The 13,213-nt window shown below is 69.9% G+C and carries 11 protein-coding genes; 3 read left to right on the top strand and 8 right to left on the bottom strand.

Annotated features, from left to right (window positions below; all coding sequences use genetic code 11):
* Window positions 1–715: 715 nt before the first annotated feature.
* Entirely contained in the window at window positions 716–1,363 is a 648-nt protein-coding gene (locus tag ABD999_RS14815; RefSeq protein WP_271276631.1) for a DUF6461 domain-containing protein, read from the bottom strand.
* Window positions 1,364–1,910: 547 nt separating this feature from the next.
* Here ABD999_RS14815 and ABD999_RS14810 point away from each other — a divergent pair.
* On the top strand, window positions 1,911–2,507 hold the full coding sequence (locus ABD999_RS14810; protein ID WP_271276633.1) for a hypothetical protein: 597 nt from the start codon (window positions 1,911–1,913) through the stop codon (window positions 2,505–2,507).
* A gap of 66 nt (window positions 2,508–2,573) precedes the next feature.
* On the opposite strand, the gene ABD999_RS14805 is transcribed toward ABD999_RS14810, so the two are convergent.
* A complete protein-coding gene (locus ABD999_RS14805) occupies window positions 2,574–2,936 on the bottom strand; it encodes a DoxX family protein (protein ID WP_271276634.1) in 363 nt (120 codons plus the stop codon).
* Window positions 2,933–3,370: a cupin domain-containing protein gene (locus tag ABD999_RS14800; protein ID WP_271276635.1), complete on the bottom strand. Its 438-nt coding sequence runs from the start codon at window positions 3,368–3,370 to the stop codon at window positions 2,933–2,935. Before ABD999_RS14800 ends, ABD999_RS14805 begins: the two co-directional genes overlap by 4 nt.
* Window positions 3,371–3,477: 107 nt before the next feature.
* Between ABD999_RS14800 and ABD999_RS14795 the strand changes: the two genes are divergently transcribed.
* A complete protein-coding gene (locus tag ABD999_RS14795; protein WP_271276636.1) occupies window positions 3,478–4,350 on the top strand; it encodes a LysR family transcriptional regulator in 873 nt (290 codons plus the stop codon).
* A 115-nt stretch (window positions 4,351–4,465) separates the two neighbouring features.
* On the opposite strand, the gene ABD999_RS14790 is transcribed toward ABD999_RS14795, so the two are convergent.
* The 5 genes from ABD999_RS14790 to ABD999_RS14770 all read right to left on the bottom strand — a co-directional run bounded on the left by ABD999_RS14790 (window position 4,466) and on the right by ABD999_RS14770 (window position 12,246).
* Complete coding sequence (locus ABD999_RS14790) at window positions 4,466–7,276, bottom strand: AfsR/SARP family transcriptional regulator (protein WP_271276637.1); 2,811 nt, start codon at window positions 7,274–7,276, stop codon at window positions 4,466–4,468.
* 66 nt (window positions 7,277–7,342) lie between these two features.
* The gene (locus ABD999_RS14785) at window positions 7,343–8,266 is read right to left on the bottom strand and encodes a LamG domain-containing protein (RefSeq protein WP_271276638.1); all 924 of its coding nucleotides are present in this window, start codon (window positions 8,264–8,266) and stop codon (window positions 7,343–7,345) included.
* A 234-nt stretch (window positions 8,267–8,500) separates the two neighbouring features.
* Entirely contained in the window at window positions 8,501–9,826 is a 1,326-nt protein-coding gene (locus tag ABD999_RS14780) for an AfsR/SARP family transcriptional regulator (protein ID WP_271276639.1), read from the bottom strand.
* Window positions 9,827–10,004: 178 nt separating this feature from the next.
* Window positions 10,005–11,210, bottom strand: a complete 1,206-nt coding sequence (locus ABD999_RS14775) for an acyl-CoA dehydrogenase family protein (protein WP_271276640.1) — start codon at window positions 11,208–11,210, stop codon at window positions 10,005–10,007.
* Window position 11,211: 1 nt separating this feature from the next.
* The gene (locus tag ABD999_RS14770; RefSeq protein ID WP_271276641.1) at window positions 11,212–12,246 is read right to left on the bottom strand and encodes a phosphotransferase family protein; all 1,035 of its coding nucleotides are present in this window, start codon (window positions 12,244–12,246) and stop codon (window positions 11,212–11,214) included.
* 108 nt (window positions 12,247–12,354) lie between these two features.
* On the opposite strand from ABD999_RS14770, the gene ABD999_RS14765 reads away from it, so the two are divergent.
* Entirely contained in the window at window positions 12,355–13,200 is an 846-nt protein-coding gene (locus ABD999_RS14765) for a TetR-type transcription factor C-terminal domain-containing protein (RefSeq protein ID WP_271276642.1), read from the top strand.
* Window positions 13,201–13,213 lie beyond the last annotated feature (13 nt).

The following is a 13,213-nucleotide window of genomic DNA, read 5'->3' as shown; positions in this document are numbered from 1 at the left end:
ACTCATCTACCGGAGGCTCCACGCTCATCTCCGGCCTTCGACGACTCCTCCCGAAAGGCCCGATACGTCACCGCCTGCGTCCCAGAAATCCCCAATCGCCCTGAATTATTTCTCTGAGATCACCTCACTGGAAGCTCCATTCTTTTGAACCACAAGCAGCGAGAAGCGATATGACCACCGTGGCCAGTCCGGCATATCCCTTCGGTAATGACGAGATCCTGTGCACACACATAGGTTTTCTGGGATACCCGCAGAGGACCTATGTGTGGTACCGAGAGATCAGTAATTTCTCACTTGGGCGAGCGAGGCTCTGATTGAGCCGGTGAAGCGCTTACGGGTTTCGGGGCTGGGGATCTGGATGTAGACGTTCATGGCCATCGAGTGGACCCGGATGCGCGGGACGATCGCCGCCAATGCCCTCCTACGTCGGACTCGGCACTGGGCATGACGGTATTTCTGACGGCAACGTCGGCCATCAGGCTCGCACGAAGAGCACCCCGACGACTGACCAGCTTCTGGTAGAGGGCTGGAGAGCACGGTGATTGCTACACCTGAAAAGCGGACGGTCATGCTGACCGCCCAGAAAGCTATCTCCGCCTGAAGGGACGTCGTAGGCGGTCGGCCGTTCATCAGCTCGCTCAGGTTCTCCTCAGTGAGTGGCAAGCTCGAAGGCGTTACCTGCTTGCCGCGGATCCCAGCCGTGACGGAGCTGTGGTTACTGCGAGTTGGGCGCGACTCCACACTGGTAGACCGACTGTTCCAGCAGTTCCGGCGTCACCTTGACCCCAGTCAGGCGCTCGGCCATCGCGAGGAACGACTCACTGCTGTGTGCGGCGTCGAATTCGACCTGCCGCGCGATCTCGGTGAATTCCTCATCCCATTTGGTGAAGGAGTCGATGTCGGAAAAGCTTGGCTCCAAGGCCAGACGCTCTTGGCCGTCTTCCATCCAGAGGAAGTCTTCCTGCCCGTTGACATTGCGGAAATGCGAGACCAGCCGGGTGCCCGCCGACAACCGTCCAGCGATGCCAGGGAGACTGCCCATGAAGCCGTTGGGTTCGACGATGAACGCCCAGTCACCGATGGGTGCGACCCCGAAGAAGTGGCCATACCCGGAGCGGGACCTACCGAGGTCGGAAACCCCGGCTTTGATCAGCTCCTTGAGTCCCATGGGCGGAAAGCCTTCGGCCCCGGTCCGGGCCAGCACCTGCTCAGGTGTCAGCCCGCGAACGAGGGTGAAACAGTATGCCTCCCGAAGATCGGTGTACTCGTCGTAGATGAACCGGCCAAAGGTGAACCAGGCGTAGTCAGCGGCAGTCGCAATCATGCCGACATGCTGCCAGCCGGGAATGACAAAAGGGGTCACACATGGGCGCGTCCTCGCGCGAGCGTGCACACTGGAGGACCCGGCGGTTCCAGCGGCATCCGCGCACCAGCGCTACGCGGATGTCTGAACCCACTTGATGCGCTTCCCCGGATCTTGATCTCTCGGAATAGTACGGCGTAGATGACTATCCGCCGCGCGATGAAGGAGCTAGGCGAGCGCGGCCTGATCTGTAGCGTCCATGGCCAGGGCACCTTTGTACAGCAACTCATATAGCAACCCCATCTCACGCCATCACCCACCACCGGACCGTATCTGCCACCTGAGCAGGGCCAGACGCGGTCGCCGAGGGCATCTGCCCTTCCCTGCGGATCAGAAGGCTAGGGGTTCGAGTCCTCTCGGCCGCGCATATGCGAAAGGCCCGCTACCAGGGAGATCCTGGCGCGGGCCTTAGTGTTTGTCAGACCAACTTTGGCTAACCGTGCTGCTAACACCGGGCTCCTGCTCGCCCCACTCTGAACACGTAGTCGTCGTCGCCCCCGCCATTCGGGGCCGACCTCGAGTTCGTCGGACGCCTGTACCGGTCTTCGTGAGCCAGGCCGGTACGTCCCCGTACGATGCTTCGGTGGTCGACGGTGATGACTTCACCTACGAGATGGCCTTCTCTCGCGTGGACGGCGCGATCGACGAGTTCTGCACCAAGCTCGGCGGTCGGCCGGTCTGGCTGGAGGAGCCGCAATGGCCGCTGTGTGTACGGCACGAACGCCCGATGGGGTTCATCGGACAGTTCAGGCTCCCCGGCAGGTCGACCCGGATGGCCTATCTCTTCATGGACGACGAAGCTGAGGAGTCCTGGCAGCCAGAGGGCGGCGAGAACGCGCTCATCGTGCAGCCGGGCCGGGTCCCGCCGTTCATCGAGACGGCCGGTGTCGTCGACGGCGAAGGCCTCCTTGAAGAGTTGTTCGTCGACCTGGAAGAGGTCGAGCAGTCGGAGCCGCCCTGCTGGGGGTCCCGTCTGCTGGGCGCTCCCGGTTGGCTGCAGGGCGAGGAGTTTCCGCCCGGCGGGCCGTGGAGCTTCTTCTTCCAGCTCCGGGACACGTACCAGGCGATATTCGGCGACGGTGGGATGGGTTACGGCTTTCTCAGTGCCGACGAGCAGGAGGGCCGCTTCTTGTGGCAGTGCTAGCCGGTGTCCGTATCGCTGGAGGAGGCCGGGTGGTGCGCAGCCGTGATCCTGCTGTGAACACCCCGTTCACAGCCATGTCGTCGCCAGCCAGGCAGTGAGGGCCGCAGCGAGGAGGAGGGTGATGTTGAGGGCGATCTGGCGGTCGCCGCGGCTTAGGTGCAGGGTGGTCGCGCCGATCTGGAGGACCACGAAGCCGATGGCCGCGGCCAGGGCCGGCCAGGAGGCGATGCGAGTCAGCGGCGGGAGGAGCAGCCCGATCGCGCCGAGTACCTCGATCACGCCGATGGCTCTGACGGCCGGCATCGGCATGTCGTCCACCCAGGCCATCATCGGCCGGAGCCGTTCGCGGCTCCGGACCATCTTCACCCCGCCCGCGTAGAGGTAGAAGAGAGCGAGCAGGCCGGCGACGATCCAGTACGCGACGTTCACGGGGTGGCCGGCTCGGTGGCGTAGCGGCGCATCACCTGGATGTTGGCCTGCGGGGTCATCGCTCGGCCACCGGCGATCATGTCCTTCAGGTCGCGGAAATACTGCACATAGAGATCGGGCGTGAATGTGCTGAGCATGACGGCCGGTTCGTCGGTCATGTTGGCGAAAGTGTGCGGGGCGCCGGGTGGGACCATCACGAGCGTGCCCGCCGTCGCGTCGTAGTCCTGGTCGCCGACCGTGAACCGTACCGCGCCGGAGATGATGTAAAAGCCCTCGTCATGCTGGGCGTGACGGTGCTGCGGCGGTCCGGGCGTGTGCGGTGCGAGGACGGATTCGGCGATTCCGAGGCGGTGCCCGGTGTTGCTGCCGTCTTCGAGGACGCGCAGTCGCGTGGTGCCCAGCACGATCGTCTCGCCGTCGCCCGGGCCGACCACCGATGCGGTCGTTGATTGATCAGTCATGTCTCGATCTCACCGTCAGCGCACCGCGCCGGTCCAAGATCTGTTCTGTGCCGCCGATACCGTACGGGTATCGTCGCACCATGGAGCTACGCACGCTGCGCTATTTCGTGGCGGTCGCCGACGAACTCCACTTCGGCCGGGCCGCCGCCAGGCTGCACATGAGTCAACCGCCGCTGAGCCGGGCGATCAAGCAGTTGGAGAACGAGGTCGGTGCCGCGCTGTTCGACCGCTCGCCCTCCGGTGTCTCGCTCACTCCGGTGGGGGCCGTGCTGCTGGACGAGGCGCGGACCCTGCTCGACCAGGCCGACCGGTTGCGCGTACGCGTGGCCGCGGCGGCCGGCACCGCGGCTATCACGGTGGGTTTCCTGGGCGACAGCGCCGACCCGGGTGCGGCCCGGCTGGCCGACGCCTACCGCCGTCGGCACCCGCGGGTCGAGGTCCGCATTCGCGAGACCGACCTGACCGATCCCACCTGCGGCCTGCATGCTGGACTGGTCGACGTGGCCCTGACTCGCGGGCCGTTCGACGAGACCGGTCTGACCGTACGAGAGTTGCGCGCCGACCCGGTGGGCGCGCTGGTGCGCGCGGACGATCCACTGGCCGGGCGGGGCAGCGTGAAGCTGGCCGATCTGGCCGACCGCCGCTGGTTCCTGTTCCCGGAGGGCACCGACCCCGTCTGGCAGTCGTACTGGAACGGCGGGGCACCTCGGGAGGGCCCAGTGGTGCGTGCCGTCCAGGAGTGCAGGCAAGCCGTTCTCTGGAACGGTACGGTCGGCATGACTCTCCTGAACCACCAGCAAGCGAACGGGCTCGCCGTGGTGCCGCTGGTCGACATGCCCCCGAGCCGTGTGGTGGTGGCATGGCACGAGGGCGACACGAATCCGCTGGTTCGCTCGTTCGTCCGGATCGCGATCGCCGCCTATCGCGACGGAGCACCCACCGACCCGTCCTGACCGTTCCCCGGTGAGACCCAGGACCTCTTCCCTGCGGAGGCCCGGACGAGGATGAGCACGTACGCCGCGTAGAGAGGGTCCTCGATCTCCCGTAGCCGGGCGGAGAGGGCCGGTCCTACAGCATGTTCCTGATCGGCCGCGGCATGTCCGGAACAGGCTGATCGAGCAGCTCGTCCACCTCCGAGCGGGTCAGCAGGCGTGACTCCAGCAGCGCGGTGAAGCAGCCGTGCCAGTCCCTCCGCGCCATGGCGGCCCGGCCCAGGGTGTGCAGGGTCTGGCCGGACCACCAGGAGGCCACGGCGTAGCCGATGCGGTATCCGCCTTCGCGCAGGAGCGTCAGCGCCACCCGGTAGGTGTCGGCAGCCTCCTCCAGGCGCCCGGCATGCATGTAGGCGCGGGCCAGGGTCGCGCGGGACAGGCCTTCCCCGTACAGGGTGCCGGTCCACACCGCGGTCGCCTCCTTCGCCTGGGCTATGGCGTCATCGAACCGGCCCTGCCGGTAGAACACGTGCGCGCGGTTGTTGAGGATGGCCCCGCGCGCGTAGCCGTCGCCGATCTCCTCGGCGATGGCCAGGGCCCGTGACAGGTGGGTGTGGGCGAGGTCGAGCCGTCCCAGCATGGTGTTGATGATGCCCAGGTTGTTGAAGGATCCGGCTCTCCGGTGCGGCAGGGCGGCCTTTTCCCAGCACACCGCGGCCCGTTCCAGCTGCTCGATCGCCTGCTCGTGGCGTCCCTGGTCGCGGTAGACCCAGCCCAGGTAGTTGCCCGCCTGCCCCTGACCGGCCCAGTCGCCGCACCGGGCGGCCACCTCGATCGCGTGCAGGTGGACGTCGGCCAGGTGCGTGACCCAGCCGCGGTAGTTGAACGGCATGTGCAGTCCCAGGGCCAGTCCGAGGGCGACGGGCGGGTCGGCGGACTCGATCGCCTGATGGGTCACGGCGAGGAGGTTGTCCCGCTCCGCCTCGGTCCATTCGCCGGCCTCCCGCGCGTCGGCGAGCGCGACGCCGGGCTGCTCCGCCCCGTAATAAGGATTCTGCACCTGGGGGTGCACGAGCTGTGTGGCGGTGTTGACCGTGGCCAGGTAGTGGTGGAACCCGCGGTGGAGCGCGACCGCGCGGTCCGTCTCGGACAGCTCGCCGGCGGCCTGTTCTCGGGCGTACAGGCGGATGAGGTCGTGGAAACGGTACCGGTCGCGGCTCACGGCTTCCAGGAGACGGGTGCCGTGGAGTTGTCGGAGTGCCGCCTCCGCCCGTGGCTCGGGCCAGCCGGCCAGGGCGGCGGTGGCGGCCGGGGTGTGGGTCGGCGTGTCGAGCAGGCCCAGGAGCGGGAGAACGTACGCGGCGTCGTGGCCGCTGGGCTCCTCGCGCAGGTGCCGGTGGCTGACCGCGATGCTGGCGCGTACGGCCAGGTCGTCGTACTGCAGGGTGTCCAGGCGCCGGGTGGCGTCGGCCAGGCGGTCGGCGAGGTCGGCCAGCCGCCAGTCGGGCCGTGCCGCCAAGCGGGCGGCGGCGACCTGGACGGCCAGGGGGAAGCCGCCGCACAGCCCGGCGATCTCCGCGGCGGCCTCCGGCTCGCGCTGGACGCGGTCGGGACCGGCGATCCGGGAGAGCAGCGTGACGGCATCCCGGTCGGCGAGCCCGGCCAGGTGCAGATGACGCACGTCGCCGAGCCCGGTCGGGTGCGGGTGATGGACGTCGTCGAGCGTGGTCAGGGCGGCGCGGCTGGTGATGACGGTCCGGCAGCGCGCGCCCGCCGGGACGAGCGGCCGTACCTGGTGGGCGTCGAGCGCGTTGTCGAGGATGACGAGCAGCTCGCCCGCCGCCGTGAGCGACCGGTAGCGGGCGACCGCGCCCTCCACGTCGGCCGGTACGGCGGAGCCGTCCAGCCCCAGCGACCGCAACAGGTGGCCCAGGCCGTCGAGCACGGGCAGGGGGTGCAGTCCGGGGGTGGCGCCGTTCAGGTCGACGTAGATGACGCCGTCGCGGAACCGTCCGGACATCGTGTGCGCGACGTGAACGGCGAGGGCCGACTTGCCCACGCCGCCGGGCCCGTCGATGACGGCCACGTCCGCGTGCAGCAGCGCCTCACGCAGCCACTTCACCTCCTCCTGCCTGGCGGTGAACGACCGGGTGTCGGCGGGCAGCTCGGCGGGGATGATCGTGCCGGACCGCGCCGGTGCGGCGAGGTCGAGTGCGGGGTCCCTGGTGAGGATGGCGCCCTGCAGCCGGCGCAGCCGCGCGCCCGGTTCGAGGCCGAGCTCCTCGACCAGGGCGGTGTGCCCCTCCTGGTAGACCGCGAGCGCTTCGGCCGGCCGGGCCGCCCGGTAGAGCGCCAGCATGAGCTGGGCGCGCGGTCCCTCCCGCAGCGGGTGGGCCCGCACGTGCGGAGCGAGGTCGGCCACCACCGCGTGATGGTCGCCCGCGGCCAGCCGCAGATCGATGTGGTCCTCGAAGACGGCCAGGCGTTCCTCCTCCAGCCGCCTCGACTCGGCCCGCGCCCACGGGTCGTCCAGCTCGGCCAGGGCGCGCCCCCGCCACAGGGCCAGCGCCTGCCGGAACCGCCCGTCGGCTGTGCCCGTCTCGCCCCGATCGCGGGCCGTCCGTGCCTGGCCGGCCAGCAGCGTGAAGTGGTGTGCGTCGATCCGCGCGCGGGGCAGGTCCAGCAGGTAGCCGCCGGGCACGGTCACGATGGCGCCGGGGGTGAGCACGTCACGCAGCTTCGACACCACGATGTGGAGCTGCTTGCCGGCCGTGGTGGGCGGGGTCTGCCCCCAGACGTCGGCGACGAGCTGACGCGTGGTGACGGGCCTGCCGGCGTCGAGCGCCAGGCGCGTCAGCACGGCGACGCGGCGGCGGCCCGCCAGCCGTACGGGCTGCCCGTCCACCTTGATCTGCCAGGGCCCGAGGAACCCGATCTCCAGTGTCATCAGGGAAGGAGCGTACGAGAGCGCGGTATATCGCCGGTATGTCTCGCGACGGTCCGGCGGCTTTCCTCAGAGATAGGGTGCCCGGCCGGCGCCGACCCTGTTGCCGCCCCTGCCGGTCCAGACGGTCGGCGTCCGGGTGGCGGCGGAGAAGACGTCGCCCACGCCGTCAGAGTCGAGGTCCGGCGTGGCCGGTCCGGTCATCGCGGCGTAGTGCGAGCGCAGTTCCGCTGCCGAGAGTTCGCGGTCGTAGAGCGCGACCTTTCCGATCGCCCCCTTGAAGGAGGACCCTCCGTCGCGGGTGCCGACCCGGACGGGCGCCGGACCGGGTTTGGGCCTGATGACGACCTCGTCGTCCGTGCCGGGGCGGTAGACCAGGTTGTCCGTGCCCGCCGGCACGCCGTCGCGGTAGATCCGGACCTTGCCGTACGCGCCCTCCGAGGTGTCGAACGTGACGGCGTAGTGGATCCACTCGTTGACCTTGACCGGCTGCTGGACGAACGCCCCGGCGCCGAAGCCGCCGTCGAGGTTCCACGCGTAGCCGGAGATGCGGTTGGGCCGGTTCTCCTTGTTCACCTTCGAGTACATGCGACCCGCCCACTCGCGATTGCCGCCGCTGCCCGACTTCGTGCCCTTGCCCATGAAGTGGACGTAGCCGGTGTGGTTTTCGTCGGCGAACTGGAGAGTGTGCGGCCTGATCCACGCCTCCATGGTGAACGCGCCCGTGGTGGAGATGTGGAACGGCTTGGCGGTGGGAACCTCGAAATATCCTGACGAGCCGTCGAAGACGGCGGCGCCGTCCTGGTTGGGCAGGCGGACCGTGCTGGTGACGCCGTGGAAGGTCCCCTTGTGGCCGTTGCCGGTGCGGTCGCTCTCCGTACCGTCTGAGGGGTGCGACAGTCGCCAGTAGGCGACCGGGCGGTGCGAGAGCACCAGCGCGTCGTAGGCGCTCAGGCCGGGGGAGCCCGCCGTGGCCGGATGCGGAAGGCACACCGTCGAGACGCCCAGGGCCGCCGCGGCGAGAATGGTCCGGGTCGTAGGTCTTTGCGCGGCGGCGGAGTAGGAAACGGCGGCATGGCCTCTATCAGGCCTGGCAGGTGGTGAAAAACGATCACGGCGGTACATACTCCCGGCATACCCGTCCCTCGTGCCGTTACGAATCACCCCACGTGAGTGGGCATCATGCGACGGGCAGACATCCTGCGGAAGGCGGGTATGAGCTCCGGTTCACGGTCGCCGTGAAGGCGAGTTCCCGCCGGACCCTTGGCACAGCGACCTCCTACGCTCGTCGAGTCTGCCGAGGTGCAGGTGCCGGGCGTTGTTCAGGGTGGCCAGCGGATCCCGGCTGGTGATCAGGACGCGACAGCCCCGCCCGGCCGGGATGAGCGGGCGGACCTGGCGTACGTCGTGCGCGTTGTCGAGGATCACCAGCAGGTCGCCCGTGGCGGTGAGCGAGCGGTAGCGGGCGGCGGCCTCCTCGGTGCCGGCGGGTACGGCGGCGCCGTCCAGCCCCAGGGAACGCAGCAGGTGGCGGAGCGCTTCGATCGGGGCCAGGGGGGCGAGCCCGGCGGTGGAACCACGCAGGTCGACGTAGATGACGCCATCGGTGAAGCGCTCGGCGACGATATGAGCGACATGTACGGCGAGCGCCGACTTGCCGATGCCGCCGGGCCCGTCGATCACGATGACCGCGGCGTCGCTCGCCAGGTCGGCGCGCAGTCGCTCCACTTCGGCCGTCCGCGCCGTGAACTCCTGGATGTCGGCAGGGAGCCCCGCCGGAGCGGTCGGCATGATCTGCCGCACCTCAGGCAGGTCAAGCACGGGATCCTTGACGAGGATGGCCTGGTGCAGCCGGCGTGCTTCGGCGCCGGGCTCGACGCCCAGCTCACCGACCATGACACGACGCAGGCGCTGGTAGACGTCGAGCGCCTCGGGTGCCCGCCCGTCGCGGTACAAAGCGAGCATGAGCTGGGCGGCGGGACGCTCCCGAAGTGGGTGCGCCCGGACGTGCCCGGCGAGGTCGCCGGCCAGGGCTCGGTGGTCACCCGCGGCCAGGCGCAGCTCGGCATGGTCCTCCAGCACGGTCAGCCGCTCCGCCTCCAGCCGCTCCGCCTCGATCCCCGCCCAGGGAGCGTCCACCTCGGCCAGCGCCGGCCCTCGCCACAGTTCCAACGCGCCGCGGAACAACGCGTCCGCGGTCTCCGCACGGGCGGCGCGGGCCTGCCTGGACAGGCGGGCGAAGACGTGGACGTCCACCTGATCCCGCTCGACCGCGAGCCGGTAGCCACCGGGAACGGTCTCGATGGCCTCCGCGCCGCCGTGGGCGGCGAACGCCTCGCGCAGCTTCGAGACCACGATGTGCAACTGCTTGGCGGCGGTGGCGGCGGAGCTGCTCGCCCACACGTCGGAGAGAAGCGACTCGGCGGGTACGGCCTGTCCCGCGTTCAGGGCGAGCCGGACCAGCACGCCGATCCGTCGCTCTCCGACGATCTTGACCGTGTCGCCGTCGGCCTCGACCTCCAGCGGGCCGAGCAACCTGATCTCCAGCCTCAAGCGAAGCTCCCGTCGTCAGCGGAGATCCGGAATTCTAACGATCCGGCGGATTTTCTCGCTGGCGGGTTTCGGCAATCAGCGGGGCGATCTTCCGTACCTCGCACGCGGTATGCAGCGGGTATGCCCCGGCTGTCACGAGCGGCAGCCGGGGCTGGATGGTCACCGGGAAGTCAGCCGCTCACCCCACGTACGGCGGGGTGCGCTTGAGCTCCATGCGGGCGATGGTGCGGCGGTGGACGGCGTCGGGGCCGTCGACGATGCGCAGAGCCCTGGCCCAGGCGTAGAAGTACGCCAGTGGGGTGTCGTCGGAGATGCCCGCGCCGCCGAACAGCTCGATGGCGCGGTCGATGACGGCGCAGGCCATGGCGGGGGCGGCGACCTTGATGGCGGCGATCTCCGTGCGGGCGCCCTTGGCGCCGTGCTGGTCGATCTTCCAGGCGGCGTCGTAGACGAGCAGCCGGGCCTGGTCGATGTCGATGCGGGACTGGGCGATGGCGTCCTGCACGTTGGCGTGGTCGGCGAGGTGCTTGCCGAACGCGACCCGGCTCTTGGCCCGGTCGGCCATGAGGGCGAGAGCCCGCTCGGCCATGCCGATGGCGCGCATGGCGTGGTGGATGCGGCCCGGCCCCAGACGGGCCTGGGAGATCATGAAGCCGTCGCCCTCGCCCGAGAGCAGGTTGGCCGCCGGGACGCGGACGTCGCGGAAGACGATCTCGGAGTGGCCGTGCTGGTCCTGGTAGCCGAAGAGCGGCAGGTGCCGTTCGATGGTGAGGCCCGGGGTGTCGCGGGGGACCAGCACCATCGACTGCTGGCGGTACGTCTCCGCGTCGGGGTCGGTCTTGCCCATCACGATGAAGATCTCGCAGCGGGCGTCGGCCACGCCGGTGATGAACCACTTGCGGCCGTTGATGACGTATTCGTCGCCGTCGCGGACGATCCGGGTCTGGATGTTGGTGGCGTCGGAGCTGGCGACGTCGGGCTCGGTCATCGCGAACGCCGAGCGGATCCGCCCTTCCAGGAGTGGTTCGAGCCACCGCTCACGCTGTTCGGGGGTGGCGAACAGTTCGAGGGTCTCCATGTTGCCGGTGTCGGGCGCCTGGCAGTTGATCGCCTCGGGGGCGAGCACCGGAGACCAGCCGGAGATCTCGGCGACGGTGGCGTACTCCACGTTGGAGAGCCCCGAGAGCTTGGGCAGGAAGAGGTTCCACAGGCCGCGGCGCCGCGCCTCCGCCTTGAGGTCCTCCATCACCGGCGGGTGCTCGTGCGGCCCGTGCTCGGCGAGGTACGCCGCCCACACGGGCTCGGCCGGGAACACGTGAGACCGCATGAAGTCCCACATCTCGTCGCAGGTCCGCTGAGCCTTGGAAGAGAGAGCGAAGTCCATGTCAGTGCTCCTTCAGGTGGTCGAGCCCTTCGGCGCCCAGCCGGAGGACGAGGTCGTCGAGGTCGCCGAAGTCCTGGCCGCCCATCGCGCCGGCCTTGGAGCGCGCGGCGACGCCCTGGACGATGACGGCGAACTTGAAGTGGGCGAACGCCTGGTACCACGTCAGGTCGGCGAGGTCGACGCCCGCCGCGGTGGCGTAGCGGTCGAGCATCTCGGCGCGGGTGGGGAAGCCCGGCAGGTGCGAGACGCCGGGGACCAGGCTGAGGCCGTCGTCGCCGGCTTCACGCCAGTAGAGCATCAGCAGGGCGACGTCGCTCATGGGGTCGCCGAGCGTCGAGAGCTCCCAGTCGAGGACGGCGTTGATCCGTGCCGGGTCGCCGGCGTCGTACACGACGTTGTCGGTGCGGAAGTCGCCGTGGACGATCGTGGCGCGCTGCTGCTGCGGCACGTCGGCGGCCAGGCGCCGGGCCAGCTCTTCCATCTCGGGGACCTCGTGGGTGTGGCTCTTGTCCCACTGGCCGGACCAGCGGCGGACCTGACGCGCCATGAAACCCTCGGGGCGGCCGTAGTCGCCGAGGCCGACCGCGTCGTAGTCGACGGCGTGCAGGGCGGCCAGCGTGTCGGCGAGCGCGAACGACATCGCCCGCCGCTCCTCGGGCGTCTCCGCCCAGCCGTCGGGCGTCCGGTCGCGGACGACGTGTCCGGGGACCTTCTCCATCACGTAGAACTGGACGCCGATCAGGTCGCCCTCGTCGACCAGCACGATGCGGGGCACCGGCACGTCCGTCTCGGCGAGCCCGCGCTGGACCCTGGCCTCCCGGGCCATGTCGTGGGCGCTCGGCAGCAGGTGTCCTGTCGGCGGCCGGCGCAGCACGAGCTCGCCGGCGTCGCTGCGCAGGGTGAAGGTCAGATTGCTCTTCCCGCCGATGATCAGCTCTGCGGTGCAGGAGCGCCAGCGGTCGTCCTCGGTGGCCTCGGCCAGGGCCGGCGCGAGCCGGTCGAGACCGGTCAGGGCGGCGGGGTCGATGCTGCTCATGAGCGCATGGTACCGAACGTGCGTTCAGTCGCCAAAGGCGGGGTCCCTCAGTGAGCGAACACCCTTAACCAGCGCAATCGGCGGGCGTGGTGGAGTAGTGTGTTCGGTATGGCTGAACACACACCAGGCGCCGCCATCCGGGCCGCGCGCCTCGCGCGTGGGCTGAGCCTGCGTGCGCTGGCGGCGCGCGTCGGCGTCAGCCCGGCGACGATGAGCGCTCTAGAGACCGGGCGCACCCCGCTGACGGTCGACCGGCTGGGCGAGGTGGCCCAGGTCCTGGACGTTCCGGCGGCGCGGCTGCTGGGCGGTGACCCGGTGCGGGTGCCGGAGCCCGCCGCGGCCGACCCCGGGGGAGACGACTGGCGGGCCTTCGGGGCGTTGGGGCTCGACCCGGCGCTGGCCGCGGCGCTGCGGGTCTTCGTCGCCCGTGGATACCACGCGGCCACGATGCGCGAGGTGGCCGCCGAGGCCGGGCTGAGCGTGGCCGGCGTCTACCACCACTACACGAGCAAGCAGGACATGCTGGTGCGGCTGCTCGACCTGACCATGGCCGACATCCGGTGGCGGCTGATCGCCGCGCGCGACGAGACGGCCGACGGGGAAGGGGGCGAGCTCGGACGGTTCGCGCGGATGGTCGAGGCGCTGGCGCTGTTCCACGCGCTCCGCGCCGACCTGGCCTTTCTCGGCGCGAGCGAGATGCGCAGCCTCGCCCCGGCGGAGCGCGCCCGGATCACCGCGCTCCGCGACGAGGTGCAGCACCTCCTCGACGAGCAGGCGCGGAGGGCGGTGGCCGTGGACGGCGGGGCACCGGCGGACGTGCGGACCGCGACCCGCGCCGTCGCGACCATGTGCACCTCGCTGCCGTCGTGGTTCCGCCCCGACGGCCCGCTGTCGGCGGAGCAGGTGGCCCGGCGGTACGCCGACTACGCGGTCGCGCTGCTGCGGGCCGGCTGACCCCGCCGCGCCG

This window comes from Nonomuraea ferruginea, assembly GCF_039540635.1.
In the GTDB taxonomy this organism is placed as follows: Bacteria; Actinomycetota; Actinomycetes; order Streptosporangiales; family Streptosporangiaceae; genus Nonomuraea; species Nonomuraea ferruginea.
The sequence above is the reverse complement of the archived record's forward strand: the minus strand, read 5'-3'. Positions and strand labels throughout refer to the sequence as shown.